This is a genomic window from Biostraticola tofi, from assembly GCF_004343195.1.
In the GTDB taxonomy this organism is placed as follows: domain Bacteria; phylum Pseudomonadota; class Gammaproteobacteria; order Enterobacterales; family Enterobacteriaceae; genus Biostraticola; species Biostraticola tofi.
Genome location: NZ_SMCR01000007.1, coordinates 151,821 through 169,186 on the forward strand (window position 1 = coordinate 151,821; position 17,366 = coordinate 169,186).

14 protein-coding genes are annotated in these 17,366 nt (G+C 52.9%); 12 read left to right on the forward strand and 2 right to left on the reverse strand.

All coding sequences use genetic code 11. The features are described 5' to 3' along the window. The first annotated feature begins 219 nt into the window (after positions 1 to 219). From bolA to EDC52_RS14740, 9 genes are all read left to right on the forward strand, one after another. Complete coding sequence (gene bolA, locus EDC52_RS14700; RefSeq protein ID WP_131866312.1) at positions 220 to 540, forward strand: transcriptional regulator BolA; 321 nt, start codon at positions 220 to 222, stop codon at positions 538 to 540. A gap of 322 nt (positions 541 to 862) precedes the next feature. Continuing rightward, on the forward strand, positions 863 to 2,167 hold the full coding sequence (tig, locus tag EDC52_RS14705) for a trigger factor (protein WP_131866177.1): 1,305 nt from the start codon (positions 863 to 865) through the stop codon (positions 2,165 to 2,167). Positions 2,168 to 2,581: 414 nt separating this feature from the next. Continuing rightward, positions 2,582 to 3,205, forward strand: a complete 624-nt coding sequence (gene clpP, locus EDC52_RS14710) for an ATP-dependent Clp endopeptidase proteolytic subunit ClpP (RefSeq protein WP_131866179.1) — start codon at positions 2,582 to 2,584, stop codon at positions 3,203 to 3,205. A 114-nt stretch (positions 3,206 to 3,319) separates the two neighbouring features. Further along, positions 3,320 to 4,594, forward strand: a complete 1,275-nt coding sequence (gene clpX, locus EDC52_RS14715) for an ATP-dependent protease ATP-binding subunit ClpX (RefSeq protein ID WP_131866181.1) — start codon at positions 3,320 to 3,322, stop codon at positions 4,592 to 4,594. Positions 4,595 to 4,788: 194 nt separating this feature from the next. After that, positions 4,789 to 7,149 carry an endopeptidase La gene (gene lon, locus EDC52_RS14720; protein ID WP_165911726.1) on the forward strand — a complete coding sequence of 787 codons (2,361 nt, stop codon included), beginning with the start codon at positions 4,789 to 4,791 and terminating at the stop codon, positions 7,147 to 7,149. Positions 7,150 to 7,358: 209 nt separating this feature from the next. Further along, the gene (gene hupB, locus EDC52_RS14725) at positions 7,359 to 7,631 is read left to right on the forward strand and encodes a nucleoid-associated protein HU-beta (RefSeq protein WP_131866185.1); all 273 of its coding nucleotides are present in this window, start codon (positions 7,359 to 7,361) and stop codon (positions 7,629 to 7,631) included. A gap of 241 nt (positions 7,632 to 7,872) precedes the next feature. Further along, on the forward strand, positions 7,873 to 9,753 hold the full coding sequence (gene ppiD, locus EDC52_RS14730) for a peptidylprolyl isomerase (protein WP_131866187.1): 1,881 nt from the start codon (positions 7,873 to 7,875) through the stop codon (positions 9,751 to 9,753). A gap of 176 nt (positions 9,754 to 9,929) precedes the next feature. Further along, on the forward strand, positions 9,930 to 10,595 hold the full coding sequence (locus EDC52_RS20360; RefSeq protein ID WP_131866189.1) for a ComEA family DNA-binding protein: 666 nt from the start codon (positions 9,930 to 9,932) through the stop codon (positions 10,593 to 10,595). A 261-nt stretch (positions 10,596 to 10,856) separates the two neighbouring features. Further along, complete coding sequence (locus tag EDC52_RS14740; RefSeq protein WP_131866190.1) at positions 10,857 to 11,138, forward strand: Arc family DNA-binding protein; 282 nt, start codon at positions 10,857 to 10,859, stop codon at positions 11,136 to 11,138. Between the two features lie 112 nt (positions 11,139 to 11,250). Here EDC52_RS14740 and queC read toward each other — a convergent pair whose 3' ends face one another. Then, positions 11,251 to 11,946 (reverse strand): 7-cyano-7-deazaguanine synthase QueC, encoded by a 696-nt coding sequence (gene queC / locus EDC52_RS14745; RefSeq protein ID WP_131866314.1) that lies wholly within the window; start codon positions 11,944 to 11,946, stop codon positions 11,251 to 11,253. A 75-nt stretch (positions 11,947 to 12,021) separates the two neighbouring features. Then, positions 12,022 to 13,062 (reverse strand): PLP-dependent cysteine synthase family protein, encoded by a 1,041-nt coding sequence (locus EDC52_RS14750; RefSeq protein WP_131866192.1) that lies wholly within the window; start codon positions 13,060 to 13,062, stop codon positions 12,022 to 12,024. A 114-nt stretch (positions 13,063 to 13,176) separates the two neighbouring features. Between EDC52_RS14750 and EDC52_RS14755 the strand changes: the two genes are divergently transcribed. The 3 genes from EDC52_RS14755 (at position 13,177) to EDC52_RS14765 (ending at position 17,245) form a co-directional block, all read left to right on the forward strand. Then, positions 13,177 to 13,632, forward strand: a complete 456-nt coding sequence (locus EDC52_RS14755; protein WP_131866194.1) for an Lrp/AsnC family transcriptional regulator — start codon at positions 13,177 to 13,179, stop codon at positions 13,630 to 13,632. A 78-nt stretch (positions 13,633 to 13,710) separates the two neighbouring features. Beyond that, positions 13,711 to 15,480: a SmdA family multidrug ABC transporter permease/ATP-binding protein gene (locus EDC52_RS14760; protein WP_131866196.1), complete on the forward strand. Its 1,770-nt coding sequence runs from the start codon at positions 13,711 to 13,713 to the stop codon at positions 15,478 to 15,480. Continuing rightward, positions 15,473 to 17,245, forward strand: coding sequence for a SmdB family multidrug efflux ABC transporter permease/ATP-binding protein (locus EDC52_RS14765; protein ID WP_131866198.1), 1,773 nt, complete (start codon positions 15,473 to 15,475; stop codon positions 17,243 to 17,245). Before EDC52_RS14760 ends, EDC52_RS14765 begins: the two co-directional genes overlap by 8 nt. Positions 17,246 to 17,366: the final 121 nt, after the last annotated feature.

Genomic DNA, 17,366 nt, shown 5'->3' on the forward strand with positions numbered 1-17,366 from the left:
CAGAATTACGCTAATTTATGATGGTTTTAGCCCGATAGACGCTATTCACCTTCAGCTGTACGGCCTCGTCCTGTGCCTGCCCTCTATTCATCGGTTCCGGTAAGCAGAGAGGATATCGGCCGCTTGGGGCAGAATTTTACTGTACACCTACGGTGACTTAATAAAAAATAAGCTAAAATTTTAATGTGGGCCGCTGTGCGCTGCCGGTGTCAGGAGGTGATAATGATTCGCGAACAACAAATAGAAGCAAAATTAAGGGCTGAGTTCGACCCGCTTTATCTTGAGGTCACCGATGAAAGTTATCGGCATAATGTTCCTGCAGGTTCAGAGAGTCATTTCAAGGTAGTACTGGTCAGCGATCGCTTTGCCGGTGAGCGTTTCCTGAGTCGCCATCGGGCCATTTACGCAACGCTTTCAGAAGAACTGTCCGGCCAAGTGCATGCTCTGGCATTACATACCTACACCATCAAGGAATGGGAGGGTCTGCAGGATACCGTTCCGGTTTCTCCGCCGTGTCGTGGCGCAGGACAGTTCGCCTGATAATCCCGTTCGCTCTGCCGGTGGAATACCGCTGCTGAAAACGGCCCGTTGGCCGTTTTTTTTCTTTTTTATCCTTAAACCCCCGCTTGTCAGGCAATTTACGCGCTGTTCTCGACTCATAAAGACGATACCGCTATAATGCCGCGTCTTATATTTCCGGAATGTATTCGGGATGCTTCTGACGACGACGGGCAACAGGAATCAAAACAGGTATTCCTCCCGGTTTTAAGAGGCCATTTTCACGTCAGTGGACCTGGATGACCGCTTCTTTGAAAACGGCTTCTGGAGTTGACCGAGCACTGTGATTTTTTGAGGTAACGAGATGCAAGTTTCTGTTGAGACCACTGAAGGCCTGGGGCGCCGCGTATCCATCACCGTCGCCGCCGATGCCATTGAACAAGCGGTAAAAAGCGAACTGGTGAATGTCGCCAAGAAAGTTCGCATTGATGGCTTTCGCAAAGGAAAGGTTCCGCATCACATCGTCGCTCAGCGTTACGGTTCATCCGTACGCCAGGATGTTCTGAGCGATCTGATGCAGCGCAATTTTGTCGATGCCATCATCCAGGAAAAAATCAATCCGGTCGGCGCGCCTAATTATGTGCCCGGCGATTACAAAATCGGCGAAGATTTCTCTTACGCGGTAGAGTTTGAAGTTTACCCGGAAGTTGAGCTCAAAGGACTCGATGGTATCGAAGTCGAAAAGCCAAAGGTTTCTGTCAATGATGCCGATGTTGATACCATGCTTGAAACGCTTCGCAAGCAACAGGCTGACTGGAAAGAAACCGATGCTGCCGCTGACAAGGAAGATCGCGTCACGGTTGATTTCACCGGCACTATCGATGGTGAAGAGTTTGAAGGCGGTAAAGCCAGCGATTTTGTGCTTGCCATGGGACAGGGTCGCATGATCCCTGGTTTCGAAGACGGCGTTATCGGCCATAAAGCCGGTGAAAGTTTTGAAATCGATGTCACTTTCCCAGCCGATTACCACGCTGAAAACCTGAAAGACAAAGCGGCGAAATTCGCCATTGTCTTGAAGAAAGTCGAACAGCGTGAACTGCCTGAGTTGACCGAAGAATTCATCAAGCGCTTTGGTGTTGCCGATGGTTCTCTGGACGGCCTTCGTGCAGAAGTACGCAAGAACATGGAGCGTGAGCTGAAAAATGCGGTACGCAGCCGTGTGAAGACCCAGGTTATCGACGGTCTTATCAATGCGAACAGCATCGACGTGCCTGCTGCCCTGGTAGACGGCGAAATCGATGTGCTGCGTCGTCAGGCTGCCCAGCGTTTCGGTGGTGATGAAAAACAGGCGCTTGAATTGCCGCGCGAACTGTTTGAAGAGCAGGCCAGACGTCGTGTGATCGTTGGTCTTTTGCTGGGCGAAGTGATCAAGACCCACGAGCTGAAAGCTGATGATGAGCGTGTCAACACGCTGATCGAAGAAATGGCGTCTGCTTACGAAGATCCGCAGGAAGTGATTGAGTTCTACGGTAAAAACCAAGAACTTATGAACAATATGCGTAATGTTGCCCTGGAAGAACAAGCGGTTGAAGCTCTGTTGGCGAATGCAAAAGTCAGCGAGAAAGAAACCACTTTCAATGAGCTGATGAACCAGCCGGCCACGGCCTGATAAGATGCCGAGCCAGGGTCATCCTGGCGCTAAAGGCCTGTTTATCATTGAAAGCCTGTCATCCTGGATGGCAGGTTTTTTTGTTTTTATGGCATGATTTCATCATTCCTTAAGAGATAATTAACGCTATATTTATATGCCATGCAATGTTAAAAATGGGGCATGGCGGTTGAAGATAACCCCGGGACGGGGACTATCTGCAAATGTCGGCGTTGTCAGTGCTTGAAAAGTGATTGCTGGCCCCCATCTAAATAAGAAAGGGGATAATAAAGCTCAGATCTCAGTGATCTCCCAGACTGATAATGCCGGTCTGGTTAACAAGGCAGCCCGGTTGCCGTACATGGTGATCATTATCCATCTCGCGTAGAATTGGAAAAGTGATAGCGCCAAGCGAAATTTATCTAGGAGACGATAATGTCCTACAGTGGCGAAAGAGATCAATTAGCACCCCATATGGCCCTGGTGCCGATGGTAATAGAACAGACTTCACGAGGCGAACGCTCGTTCGACATCTACTCGCGCCTGTTAAAAGAACGTATTATCTTTTTGACCGGCCAGGTCGAAGATCACATGGCGAATCTCATCACCGCCCAGCTGTTGTTCCTCGAAGCCGAAAACACTGAAAAAGACATTTACCTTTATATCAACTCTCCCGGTGGAGTGATCACCGCAGGGATGTCTATTTATGACACCATGCAGTTTATCAAACCCGATGTCAGCACCATCTGCATGGGACAGGCTTGTTCAATGGGAGCATTCCTGCTGACCGCCGGCGCTAAAGGCAAACGTCACTGCCTGCCCAATTCCCGGGTGATGATTCACCAGCCATTAGGCGGTTTCCAGGGGCAAGCAACCGATATTGAAATTCATGCGCGGGAAATACTGAAGGTGAAATCCCGGATGAATGAGTTGATGGCCAAACATACGGGACGCTCTCTTGAAACAATAGAGAGTGACACGGAACGTGACCGTTTCCTCTCCGCTGATGAGGCGGTAGAATACGGATTGGTGGATTCAGTCATGAGTCAGCGTGGCTAAGCCGATAATTCCGGCATGCCATAGGCTATAGTTAATGTAGTGAGTCGTTCGGCAGGAGAGTAGACCCTGCCGCGACAGGTGAAAGTTAAGCAGTCGCAAAGAAGAGGTTTACTGATGACAGATAAGCGCAAAGACGGTTCAGGAAAGCTGCTGTATTGCTCTTTCTGCGGTAAAAGCCAACATGAGGTGCGCAAGCTAATCGCCGGGCCGTCCGTGTATATCTGCGATGAATGCGTCGATTTATGCAATGACATTATCCGCGAAGAGATTAAAGAGGTAGCGCCTCATCGGGAACGTAGCGCGTTGCCGACGCCGCACGAGATTCGTCACCATCTGGACGATTATGTCATCGGCCAGGAAAAGGCAAAAAAAGTCCTCGCCGTGGCGGTTTATAACCACTATAAGCGTCTGCGCAACGGTGATACCAGCAACGGCATTGAACTTGGAAAGAGTAATATTCTGCTGATTGGCCCGACCGGTAGCGGGAAGACACTGTTAGCTGAAACGCTGGCACGCTTCCTTGACGTTCCCTTTACCATGGCGGACGCCACCACCCTGACTGAAGCCGGTTATGTGGGTGAAGACGTCGAGAATATTATCCAGAAATTGCTGCAAAAATGTGACTATGACGTGCAGAAGGCGCAGCGCGGCATTGTCTACATCGATGAAATCGACAAAATTTCACGTAAGTCGGATAACCCGTCAATCACTCGTGACGTGTCCGGTGAGGGCGTCCAGCAAGCGCTGCTGAAACTGATCGAAGGCACTATCGCTGCCGTTCCTCCCCAGGGTGGGCGTAAGCATCCGCAACAGGAATTCTTGCAGGTTGATACCTCCAAGATTCTGTTTATCTGCGGTGGTGCCTTTGCTGGCCTCGACAAGGTGATTGAGCAGCGTACTGAAACCGGTCGCGGCATTGGTTTTGGCGCCACGGTAAAAGCCAGCTCAGAGAAGTTCACTGAAGGCCAGTTGCTGACTCAGGTAGAGCCGGAGGATTTAATCAAATTCGGTTTGATTCCCGAATTTATCGGCCGTCTGCCGGTCGTTGCTACCCTTAACGAGCTGAGCGAAGACGCGTTGATTCAGATTCTGCGTGAGCCTAAAAACGCCCTGACCAAGCAGTACCAGGCGCTGTTCAACCTGGAAGGGGTCGAGCTTGAATTCCGGGATGAAGCGCTGACGGCGATTGCCAAGAAAGCGATGGCGCGCAAGACCGGCGCTCGAGGTCTGCGCTCTATCGTTGAAGCGGCTCTGTTGGAAACCATGTACGAATTGCCGTCTCAGGACAGCGTGGAAAAAGTCGTCATTGATGAGTCGGTGATCGCCGGCCAGTCGGAGCCGTTGCTGATTTACGGCAAGCATGAGGCTCAGCAAGCCTCCGGCGAATAAACACGCACGGCCGGACAGGCTTACCATAAAAGTACAGGGGGAATTCTTTCCCCCTTTTTTTTTCGGTTACTCTTACCGTTGAATGTGAGTGATTCGCCCCAATATACTCAAATACCTATACTTGATAAAACTGGCTAAAGCCGAGTTTTGCGAATCCCCTAAATCTGGCGGAAGCTAAACTAAGAGAGAGCTCTATGAATGCTGAGCGTTCCGAACGCATTGAAATACCCGTATTGCCTCTTCGCGATGTAGTGGTGTATCCACACATGGTGATACCGCTGTTTGTTGGTCGGGAGAAGTCGATACGGTGTCTTGAAGCTGCCATGGATAGTGACAAGAAAATCATGCTGGTGGCGCAAAAGGAAGCTTCAACGGACGAGCCGGGCATTAACGATCTTTTCTCGGTCGGTACCGTCTCTTCGATTCTCCAGATGCTGAAACTGCCTGATGGCACGGTAAAGGTACTGGTGGAAGGGCTCCAGCGCGCCCGTATTACCCAACTGTCTGACAGTGGTGATTACTTTCAGGCTGAGGCAGACTATTTCGAGTCGCCCGAAATTGATGAGCGTGAGCAGGAAGTGCTGGTTCGCACCGCGATCAATCAATTCGAAGGCTACATCAAGCTTAACAAAAAAATCCCGCCTGAAGTGCTGACTTCGCTTAACAGCATCGACGATGCCGCGCGCTTGGCCGATACGATTGCCGCCCATATGCCGCTTAAGCTCAGCGATAAACAATCAGTGCTGGAAATGGCCGACATTACCGAGCGCCTGGAATACCTGATGGCGATGATGGAATCCGAAATCGACCTGTTGCAGGTTGAAAAACGTATCCGCAATCGCGTCAAGAAACAGATGGAAAAAAGCCAGCGTGAGTATTATCTGAATGAGCAAATGAAGGCCATTCAGAAAGAGCTGGGCGAGATGGATGATGCGCCGGACGAAAACGAAGCGCTGAAGCGTAAAATCGAAGCAGCCAAAATGCCTAAAGAGGCGCGCGAAAAAACCGAAGCCGAACTGCAGAAACTCAAGATGATGTCGCCGATGTCTGCCGAAGCGACGGTGGTGCGTGGTTATATCGACTGGATGCTGTCGGTGCCATGGCATGCTCGCACCAAGGTTAAAAAAGACTTGGTCAAGGCGCAGGAAGTACTCGATAAAGATCATTATGGTCTGGAACGCGTCAAGGATCGTATCCTTGAATATTTAGCGGTTCAGAGCCGAGTAAGTAAGATCAAAGGCCCTATTCTTTGCCTGGTGGGGCCGCCAGGGGTAGGTAAAACCTCCCTTGGACAGTCAATTGCCAAAGCGACCGGTCGCCAGTATGTCCGTATGGCCCTGGGTGGGGTACGTGATGAAGCTGAAATCCGTGGCCATCGCCGCACCTATATCGGCTCAATGCCGGGCAAGTTGATTCAGAAGATGTCCAAGGTCGGTGTGAAGAATCCGCTGTTCCTGCTCGACGAGATCGACAAGATGTCGTCGGATATGCGTGGCGATCCGGCGTCAGCCCTGCTGGAAGTCCTGGATCCGGAACAGAATGTGGCATTTAACGATCACTATCTGGAAGTCGATTACGATCTGTCGGATGTGATGTTTGTCGCCACCTCCAACTCCATGAATATACCGGCGCCGCTGCTTGATCGTATGGAAGTCATTCGCCTCTCCGGTTATACCGAAGATGAAAAGCTAAACATTGCCCGTGAGCATTTGCTGCAAAAGCAAATCGAACGCAATGCGCTCAAGAACAGCGAAATTACCGTGGATGACAGTGCCCTGATAGGCATCATCCGTTACTACACTCGTGAAGCCGGCGTACGTAACCTGGAGCGTGAAATTTCCAAGCTGTGCCGGAAAGCGGTCAAGACGCTGCTGATGGACAAGAGTATCAAGCACATCGATATCAATGGCGATAACCTGCATGAGTTCCTGGGAACCCAACGCTTCGACTACGGACGTGCTGAAGGTGAAAACCGCATTGGCCAAGTGACCGGTCTCGCCTGGACTGAAGTCGGCGGCGACTTGCTGACTATCGAAACGGCGTGTGTGCCCGGTAAAGGCAAGCTCACCTACACCGGTTCCCTGGGTGAAGTCATGCAGGAGTCTATCCAGGCAGCGCTGACCGTGGTGCGCGCCCGTGCCGACAAACTCGGTATCAATCCCGATTTTTATGAAAAGCGCGATATTCACGTTCATGTTCCTGAAGGCGCTACACCGAAAGACGGTCCGAGTGCCGGGATAGCCATGTGCACGGCTCTGGTTTCATGCCTGACCGGCAATCCGGTGCGCGCCAATGTCGCCATGACCGGTGAGATCACTTTGCGTGGTCAGGTGTTGCCGATTGGCGGCCTGAAGGAAAAGCTGCTGGCAGCCCACCGCGGCGGCATCAAGACGGTACTTATTCCTTTTGAGAATAAACGCGATTTGGAAGATATGCCTGCCAATGTCATTCGCGACCTGGATATCCATCCGGTGCAGCGTATTGACGAAGTCCTTACTCTGGCGTTGCAGAATGCGCCTTTTGGTATGGAAGTGGTCACGGAGACGGTAAAATAATCGGTCGTAATCCTATTTAGCGTTAAAATCGGGCTGGCAGGTGAAATCGTACTTGCCAGCTTTTTTTTGTACCGTTAAGTTAGATCCGGTTTGGTACAGGTAACATCCCGGGCATGCTTGCCTGGGGCCAACAGGCTTGATATAACAGCTGCGCTGTCGCGTTTAGGGACAATCCACCGCGACGAGAGAATTTTAGAGGGGATGAAAGAGTGAACAAGTCACAACTGATCGACAAAATTGCCGCAAACGCAGATATTTCCAAAGCCGCGGCCGGACGTGCACTGGACGCCATCATTGGTTCGGTGACAGAGACTTTGCAGCAGGGAGAAGAAGTGGCGCTGGTGGGTTTTGGCACTTTTTCCGTACGTGAGCGCTCAGCCCGTTCTGGCCGCAACCCCCAGACCGGCAAAGAAATCAGTATCCCGGCTGCCAAAGTGCCCGGTTTTCGCGCTGGAAAAGGCTTGAAAGACGCTGTCAACTGATTGTTACCCAGCCGTTTTTTACGGCAAACTATTACCTGACGCAGGGGATAGGGTAGGGTAGAATACAAGGCACATCGCCATGATGTGCCTTTTTTTATGTAATCGCTGACAGACTGCCAAAGCCGTTGTCAGAGAAATAGCTTTAGCGCGCAGCGGCTTTTACCGGCAACACGCCATGAAGGCGGGACCCGGTTACCGGCGCAGAGGTTTCATTCATACTACAGCGGAGTGTTGTCACACCATGATGGACAATTTACGCGCGGCCGCTAATAACGTCGTGCTCAAAATTCTTCTGGCACTTATAGCTCTTTCATTCGTGCTGACCGGCGTAGGTGGTTACGTGGCCGGTGGCGGCGGTGATTATGCCGCCGAAGTCAACGGGCAGCAAATCAGCCGTGCTCAGCTTGAACAGGCCGTTCAGAATGAACGCAGCCGCCAGCAGGAATCCATGGGCGCAGCCTTTTCTACGCTGGCAAGCCAGGATGGTTATATGCAGCAGATGCGCCAGCAGGTGCTGTCGCAACTGATCGACGAAACCCTGCTTGATCAATATGCGGCAACCCTCGGGCTTGCCATCAGCGATGAACAGGTGCGTCAGGCTATCTTCAACATACCGGCATTTCGGACCGATAATAAATTCGATAATGCCAAATACCGCGCCATGATTGCCAATATGGGTCTCAGCGCCGATCAATATGCTCAGTTGATGCGTAAGCAACTGCTGACCCAGCAATTGATCCAGGGTTTGGCCGGTACCGGCTTTATGCTGCCGGAGGAAACCGAACGTCTGCTGTCGGTTGCGGTTCAGAGTCGCCAGGCTCGCCTGGCCACCTTTGATATTGATGCGCTGGCGCAAAAGCAGACCGTTTCTGATGATGAGATCCAGTCCAGCTACCAGCAAAACAAGGAAAAATACCTGTCTCCTGAAGCCTTCCAGGTCAGCTACCTGATGATGGATGCCGCAGCCATCATGGATAAGACCACGGTCAGCGACGCTGAAGTGCAAAGCTACTATGACCAGCATCAGGAACAGTTCGCTCAGCCGGCCCGTAAGCGTTACAGCATCATCCAGAGCAATACTGAGGCGGACGCCGCTGCGGTGTTGGATCAACTGAAAAAAGGCGCCGATTTCGCTACACTGGCCAAAGAAAAATCCTCAGATGCTATCTCCGGCAAGAATGGTGGCGATATCGGCTGGATGGAAGAGGGATCTACGGTCGAAGAGCTGCAAAAAGCCCAACTGAATGACAAGGGCCAACTTTCCGGCGTGATTACTTCTTCGGTCGGTTTCCTGGTGGCGCGTCTTGATGATATCCAGCCGCAACAGGTAAAACCGCTGGCTGCCGTTCGCGACCAGGTGGCGGCGAAAGTGAAGCAGGAGAAATCACTGGATGCCTACTATGCCGAGCAGCAGAAAGCGAGCGATGCGGCCAGTAACGATAACGAATCGCTGGAGTCCGCCCAAGCGGCTATCGGCGGCAAAATTGTTCAGACCGACTGGTTTACCCGGGATAACCTGCCTGAAGCGCTGAATACCGATGCGGTCAGTCAAGTCTTGTTCAATGGCTCATTGCTGGGCAGCAATGGCGCGCCGAGTAATAATTCTGATTTGGTCACCCTGGATGGCGATCGCGCGCTGATTCTGCGTATCTCGGGCCACCGGCCTGAAAGCATTCAACCGCTGGAAAAGGTGCGTGGGCAGGTTGAGCTGCAGGTCAAACGCGAGAAGGCTATCCGGCAGGCGCGGGTTGACGCCCAAAAGCTGCTGGTTTCACTGAAGCAGGCTAAGGCCGACGATGCGCTCAAGTCCGCCGGTATCGCATTCAGCGATGGGCAGACCTATGACTCCGCCATGCAGAATGACGCGCTGTCGCGGGCTATTTTTGCCCTGCCGCAGCCGCAGCAAGGCAAACCCTCTTACGGTATGTCCGAAGATGCCAAGGGCAATATTGTTCTGGTCGCGCTGGAAAGCGTCACCCCACGTAAACTGGATGACCAGCAGCGCGGACAGTTTGTCTCGCAACTGAACCAGGGTATGACCGGCGTTACCTTCGATGCGCTGATAAACGACCTTCGCAGCGATGCCAAGATCAAAATGGGCAGTGCCGCACAAATGCAATAAAGGTCTCAAATAATCTGAGTTTGCTGTAATACCAAAAGGCCGCTTACGCGGCCTTTTGCATATCCGGCGGATGCCAATTGTCGTGTGGTTAGCGTTAAGACATGCTGGCAGGGTGATACTACAAGGAGAAACCTATCATGCGATTAACTACCCTACCTGCCTGCGGCATGATGCTAATGGCGTCACTGCTGTTCGGCAGTTTTCATAGCGCACTTGCCGGTCCCGCCCCCGCCCCCAGGCATGCGCCTGCCGCCGCCGTCAACAGTTCCGGACCATCGACTCTCCAACCCGGTGAAGACGAAGATGATGAAGCGGAAGACAGTGCTGACGCATCATTGGAAGACCGCTTTGCGAAGCCTAAGGACGGTGGTAAGTCGTCCGACAAGGGCGACAGCATCGAGAAGCATAGAGGCGATGCTGTGTTGGCCGAGAAGGGCGACAGCACTGCTGAAGGAAGGAGTCTCAGTGCGCTGATAGAGAAGGATGACAGCGCTGCCCCTGCAAAACAGACTAAGGCCGCGGCAGAAAAAGACAGCGGTGGCCCTCGACCTTCTGAACCAAGCGCGGCGGATAATAAAGCCAAGAAAAACAGGCACTCAGGGGGTAGCCGTAACACAACTACCGAGAAAGCAAAAGAGGGTAGCGACGATAAAGTGAACATCAATACCGCCGATGCAGAGGATCTTGCCGACGCGCTGAACGGCATCGGCCCCAAAAAAGCTGAGGCAATCATCAGCTATCGTGAAAAGAATGGGCCTTTTACCAATATTGAGGATCTGTCGAAAGTTAAAGGCATTGGCCCCGCCATCATCAAGCGTAATAAAGATATTATCGACTTTTAATGCAATCGCCACGCTTTCGTTATATCAGTCCGGACCTGATTAGCCCGCGTTAGGGTGACAGCGTTATTTCACGTCTGGACCTGAATGGCCAATTTGAAAGAGAAAGGTTTGTTTCTGTCCTAAAAGCCGCTTAATTCATAACGCCTATAATGAGGTGACGGTAGATGAAGGTGACTGATTATATTAAATTTTTGTGACAGTGTAGACTTCGATGCCCAGATTTCCTAATTTAGTCTTTCACCTTAAATTGGGAATGCACTAATGAGTGATACAGCTAATCTAACCATTAAGTTACCGGTTGAGCTAAAAGAAAAGATTAAGGCCATCGCGGAAGAGAAAAGTGTTTCCATGAGTGCGGAGATTGGTGAAAGGCTGGTATTGAGCATAAATCAGGACAGTGAAAGCGGTGCTTATGGCCAGCATGCGGGCATCGACAGTCAGGATACCCAGGAGGTCACTGAGCAGCCCTTGACCGAAGCTGAAATCAAGAAACTTCGGCAACTGCTCAATATGAACTTACGCAAGAAGTTGAAAAAGAAATAAATTTTGCGTTAACGGCACGGGTTAATTGCCGATGTATATCCATTTGCCGATGATAAGCCCGAAGAGGGAATAGCCATTCCCTCTTCTATGATCATTTTTCTGTCAGGGCGGGTCATAACTGAGGGCTTTTTCGCCTCAATGATGCCATTACTGCTGTCGGATCCTGCTGATAGTCTGCCAGACCTTTTGCGCGTAAATGACATGCTGCACATTCGCCGCACCCGTCCCCTTTGATACCGTTGTAGCAGGTCAGCGTGTGATGACGAATCACGTCCAGTTTTCCATAGTGAGCGGCTAAAGCCCAGGTTTCAGCCTTATTAAGCCACATCAGGGGAGTGATGAATCGAATATGCCGAGCCAAGCCCAGCGTCACCGCAGTATTGAGCGCTCGCACAAATTCATCCCGGCAGTCGGGATAGCCGGAAAAATCAGTCTCACAGACGCCGGTAATCACCGATTCAGCACCAACCTGATAAGCATATATAGCTGCAAGTGTCAGGAACAGGATATTGCGGCCGGGGACAAACGTGCTGGGGAGTGCATCAGTTTGGTCATCAAACCGGGGAACGGGAATGCTATCGCGAGTCAGGCTGCTGACTGCCAACGCATTAAGCAGCCCGGCATCGATGAATTTATGGGCCACCGCGCCCAGGCTTACCGACAGTTCGCGGGCGATATCTATTTCCGCCCGATGGCGCTGTCCATAATCAAAAGTCACGCAGTGGACCTCGTCATATTGGCTTAGCGCCTGAATCAGGCAGGTTGTTGAATCCTGTCCGCCACTGAAAACTACCACCGCTCGTTTCATCATAAACCCTAAGGACGCAAAACCCTTATGTTAGTGCCTCTGGAGCCGGATGAACAGAGATCCGGCTCAGGGCGGTTAAATGGCGTTCAATTGCTCAGTCCAGGCTGACAGGCTACCGATATGTTCGGCGACCCATTCAGGCCGATAATACGTGTCCTGATACCGTTCACCGCTGTCACAGAGCAGGGTGACAATGGCCCCTCGTTGGCCTGAAGCACGCATGCGCTGGGCGAGTTGCAGTACGCCCCACACGTTGGTGCCGGTGGAACCGCCCACCTGTCGACCGAGCAGTTTCTCCAGCCAGTAGAGCGTAGCAATGCTGGCGGCGTCAGGTACCGAGATCATTTCGTCAATGACGCCGGGTATAAACGAAGGTTCCACCCTGGGTCGGCCGATGCCTTCAATTCTGCCGGCAGCCGTAGAGGTCAGAGCGCAGTCGCCCTGCTGGTAATAATCATGGAAAACCGAATTTTCAGGATCAACCACCACCAGTCGGGTGTTGTGGCCGCGATAACGGATATAGCGGCCCAGGGTGGCTGAGGTACCGCCGGTGCCTGCGCTCATGACGATATAGCTGGGTTCGGCAAAGGGTTCACGGGTCATCTGGCGGAAAATACTGTCGGCAATATTATTATTGCCCCGCCAGTCGGTGGCTCTTTCCGCATAGGTAAACTGGTCCATATAATGTCCGCCCAGTTCACCGGCCAGATTTTTAGCGGTGTCATAGAGCTGGCTGCTGTGTTCGACGAAATGGCAGCTGCCGCCATACTGGCTGATTTGTTCAACTTTACGGCGGGCGGTGCAGGCGGGCATGACGGCGATAAACGGCAGGCCAAGTAGCCGGGCAAAATAGGCTTCCGATACCGCAGTGCTTCCTGAAGACGCTTCAACGATAGGCTTGCCGGCTTTGATCCAGCCATTGCATAGGCCATACAGGAAAAGCGACCTGGCCAGCCGATGCTTGAGACTGCCCGAAGGGTGAGTGCTTTCATCTTTCAGGTAAAAATAAATGCCTTCGAAGGCAGGCAGCTGAAAGCGAATAAGGTGGGTATCTGCCGAGCGTTGAAAATCCGCTTCTATAGCATTGACGGCCTGTTTGATCCACTGCGAGGTCATAATGATTATCCTAGTGATGAGTCTAAATATCATAATGGCTATTAACGAAAATTAAATTGCTATTTGTTTTATTAAATCGTCAAATAGGAGAAAATTATTCTCTGGAACGCCGGTATGCTGGATAAAATTGACCGCGCATTATTGGCAATGCTGCAGCAAGACTGCACCAGTTCGCTGCAGTCGCTGGCCGAGGCTGTAAACCTGACGACGACGCCCTGCTGGAAGCGCCTGAAACGCCTCGACGATGCCGGTATAATCCGGGCCCGCGTCGCCCTGCTGGATAATGAAAAACTGGGCCTGTCGCTAACGGCTTTTGTGCTGATTAAAACCCAGCACCATACCAGCGAATGGTATCAGGCGTTGGTGTCGGTCGTGGAAACCATGCCCCAGGTACTGGCGTTTTATCGCATGGCGGGTGAGTATGACTACCTGATGCAGGTACTGGTGGCCGATATGAAGAGTTACGATCTTTTTTATAAGCAGTTGGTTAACGGCGTTCCCGGTTTAATCGATGTAACCACCAGTTTTGCCATGGAAAAAATTAAGAATACTACCGTTTTACCACTATAATAGGGGTTTGCCCGATCCGGCGAGTGTGCCGGTGCCGGTTGTCGCAAGGCTGGCGGGATAGCTTAGGAAAGAGGCTGCGTGAGATTATTTGCACAACTCAGTTGGTATTTTCGTCGCGAGTGGAGGCGTTATCTTGGCTCGGTCGGACTGCTCATCATTATCGCCCTGCTGCAACTGATACCCCCAAAACTGGTTGGCGTGATTATCGACGGCGTAACGACCGGACGCGCCTCGACGCGGCTCATCCTGACCTGGCTGGCGGTGATGGCCGTGACGGCTTTGCTGGTCTATCTGTTGCGTTATGTATGGCGGGTACTGCTGTTTGGCGCCTCTTATCAACTGGCGGTTGAACTGCGATCAAGGCTTTACAGCCAATTGAGCCGACAATTACCTGGATTTTATCTGCGCCATCGTACCGGCGATTTGATGGCCCGGGCGACCAATGATGTAGACCGGGTGGTATTCGCTGCGGGTGAAGGCGTGCTTACGCTGGTGGACTCGATGGTGATGGGCTGCTCGGTGTTGCTGGTCATGAGTCTGCAAATCAGCTGGGAACTGACATTGTTGTCGCTGCTGCCGATGCCGGTGATGGCGCTGGTGGTCAAGCGCAATGGCGATGCCCTGCACGAGCGGTTCAAAACTGCGCAGGCGGCCTTTTCCACGCTCAATAACCAGACACAGGAAAATCTCAGCAGTATCCGCATGATTAAATCTTTCGGCCTGGAAGATTACCAGTCTGGTCGATTTGCCCGGGTGGCCGTTGATGCCGGTGACAAAAATATGCTGGTGGCCAGAGTGGATGCCCGATTTGATCCCACCATCTATCTGGCGATAGGTACCTCCAACCTCTTGGCGATCGGCGGCGGCAGCTGGATGGTGACGCATGATGCGCTGACGCTGGGACAGCTCACCAGCTTTATCATGTATCTGGGGCTGATGATCTGGCCGATGCTGGCGCTGGCGTGGATGTTCAACATCGTTGAGCGCGGCAGTGCCGCCTACAGCCGCATCCGTCAGACTTTGGATACCCCTGCCGACGTTGTTGATGGTACGCTGGATTTACCGCCAGGCCGGGGTACGTTGTCGGTTGATATCACCCAATTTACTTATCCCCATAGCCCGCAGCCGGCGCTGCATGATATCAGGCTGGTGCTTGCGCCCGGGCGGATGCTCGGTATTTGCGGGCCGACCGGTGCGGGTAAAAGCACCCTGCTGTCGCTTATCCAGCGTCATTTCGATGTGACCGAGGGCAGCATCTGTTTTCATTCTCAGCCTCTGCCCCGTTTAAAACTGGACAGCTGGCACAGCCGGATTGCCGTCGTCAGCCAGACGCCGTTTCTTTTTTCCGATACTGTCGCCAGCAATATCGGCCTAGGACGACCGGAAGCCAGCCAGCAGGAGATAGAGTCTGTCGCTAAGCTCGCCTGTGTCCACGATGATATTCTGCGTTTGCCTCAGGGGTACGACACCGAAGTGGGTGAGCGGGGCGTGATGCTTTCCGGCGGCCAGAAACAGCGGCTGGCGATTGCCAGGGCACTGCTGTTGGCATCGGAAATCCTGATTCTGGATGATGCGCTGTCCGCGGTCGATGGCAGAACCGAATACCAGGTGCTGGAGAACCTGCGCCAGTGGGGCAGGGATCGGACGGTGATTATCACCGCCCATCGTTTGTCCGCGCTGAGCTCGGCCAGTGAAATCGTGGTGCTTCAACGAGGCACGATTACGCAACATGGCCGGCATGACCAGCTGCAGCTGCAACCCGGTTGGTATCGGGACATGACGCTGTATCAGCAAATCGAAGCCGCCCTCAATGACGAAAATGCCGACCCGGGAGACCCGCATGCATAACTGGCGTACGCTGTGGCCAACGTTGAAACGGCTGCTAGGCTATAGCCGGCCTTATCGCCGGCCGCTCACCCTGGCGGTAGCGCTGCTATGGCTGGCGGCGGGGGCCGAGGTGGCCGGACCGATCGTTATCAGCTATTTCATCGATCATGTGCTGCCGATGGAGTCGTTTCCTATGCTGCTGGCCGCAGGGATGGCTGCGGCCTTTATCGGCCTGCAACTGCTGGCTGCTTCGCTGCGCTATTACCAGTCGTTGATGTTCAACCGTACCGCCCTCAGCGTGGTCCAGCAGTTGCGCGCAGAAGTCATGGACGCCTCGCTGCGCCAGCCGTTGAGCACCTTCGATACCCGACCGGTCGGGCAGCTTATCTCCCGGGTGACGAATGACACTGAAGTGGTAAAAGATTTGTACGTCACGGTGATGGCGACGGTATTGCGTTGTCTGGCTCTGATTGGCACCACGCTGGTGGCGATGTTCCTGCTTGACTGGCATATGGCCACCATTGCACTGGTGATTTTCCCGGTAGTAGCGATAGTCATGGCGATTTATCAGTACTACAGCATTCCGATTGTCCGCCAGGTGCGCAGTTACCTGGCGGATATCAATGACGGCTTTAACGAAGTCATCAGTGGCATGAGCCTTATCCAGCAATTTCGTCAGCAGGCACGTTTCGGCCACCGCCTCTCTGCCGCCAGCAATGCGCATTTCACTGCCAGGATGCAGACACTGCGCCTGGATGGCTTTTTGTTACGGCCGTTGCTCAGCCTGTTAACCGCCCTGGTGCTTTGCGGGTTATTGGCGGTCTTCAGCTTCAGTCCTGCCGGCGCTATCGGGGTCGGGGTACTGTATGCCTTTATCAACTATCTAGGCCGCTTAAACGAGCCATTGATTGAATTGACTACCCAGCAATCAATGCTGCAGCAGGCAATCGTTGCCGGTGAGCGTATCTTTGAACTGATGGATGCCGACCAGCAGAACTACGGCAGCGACGATCGACCCTTGACCAGCGGCCGCATTGATATCCGCGATCTCACGTTTTCCTATCGCACCGGTACGCCGGTGCTGCAAAATATTTCGCTGACAATACCGTCGCGCAATTTTGTTGCCTTGGTCGGACATACCGGTAGCGGTAAGAGTACATTGGCAAATCTTATCATGGGATATTATCCAGCCGACGCTGGCGAACTGTTACTGGACCAGCGTACGATCAGCAGCCTGAGCCACCGCGCGCTGCGCCAGGGAGTGGCTATCGTTCAGCAAGATCCGGTGGTCATGGCGGATACCGTACTGGCCAATATCACCCTTGGGCGACAGGTCAGTGAACAACAGGCCTGGGAGGCACTGGAGAAGGTTCAGTTGGCTGAACTGGTCAGGTCTTTTCCCGACGGCATCCATGCCGAGTTGGGAGAGCAGGGCAATACCCTGTCGGTTGGACAAAAACAACTGCTGGCCATGGCGCGGGTACTGGTGGTGACCCCTCAGATTCTTATCCTGGACGAGGCCACCGCCAATATTGACTCCGGGACTGAGCAAGCGATCGCCCGCGCACTCGCCCTGGTAAGGCAATACACCACACTTGTGGTTATTGCCCATCGTCTCTCGACGATTGTCGAGGCCGATCACATTCTGGTATTGCATCGGGGAGAAGCGGTAGAGCAGGGCTCCCACAAGCAATTGCTGCAAAAACAGGGACGCTACTACCAGATGTACCGGCTGCAACAGGCGGGCAAGGCGCTGGACACTACTCCCCAACTCCACGCACCGTGATTGATCACCCTCAGCCGAAATCCTGCCTGCCCCGCACCTGAATCTGGCATTACGCACCAAAAACGTGCGTTAGCAGTTACGGCTTTATTCGGCGTTCACCCACTATGCCTTCCTCGAGGCG

Coding starts and splice junctions, on each gene's coding strand:
- EDC52_RS14765 (WP_131866198.1), top strand. CDS start 15,473: ATGCATAACTGGCGTACGCTGTGGCCAACGTTGAAACGGCTGCTAGGC.
- queC (WP_131866314.1), bottom strand. CDS start 11,946: ATGAAACGAGCGGTGGTAGTTTTCAGTGGCGGACAGGATTCAACAACC.
- EDC52_RS20360 (WP_131866189.1), top strand. CDS start 9,930: ATGGCGTCACTGCTGTTCGGCAGTTTTCATAGCGCACTTGCCGGTCCC.
- EDC52_RS14750 (WP_131866192.1), bottom strand. CDS start 13,062: ATGACCTCGCAGTGGATCAAACAGGCCGTCAATGCTATAGAAGCGGAT.
- EDC52_RS14740 (WP_131866190.1), top strand. CDS start 10,857: ATGAGTGATACAGCTAATCTAACCATTAAGTTACCGGTTGAGCTAAAA.
- ppiD (WP_131866187.1), top strand. CDS start 7,873: ATGATGGACAATTTACGCGCGGCCGCTAATAACGTCGTGCTCAAAATT.
- clpP (WP_131866179.1), top strand. CDS start 2,582: ATGTCCTACAGTGGCGAAAGAGATCAATTAGCACCCCATATGGCCCTG.
- EDC52_RS14755 (WP_131866194.1), top strand. CDS start 13,177: ATGCTGGATAAAATTGACCGCGCATTATTGGCAATGCTGCAGCAAGAC.
- tig (WP_131866177.1), top strand. CDS start 863: ATGCAAGTTTCTGTTGAGACCACTGAAGGCCTGGGGCGCCGCGTATCC.
- clpX (WP_131866181.1), top strand. CDS start 3,320: ATGACAGATAAGCGCAAAGACGGTTCAGGAAAGCTGCTGTATTGCTCT.
- lon (WP_165911726.1), top strand. CDS start 4,789: ATGAATGCTGAGCGTTCCGAACGCATTGAAATACCCGTATTGCCTCTT.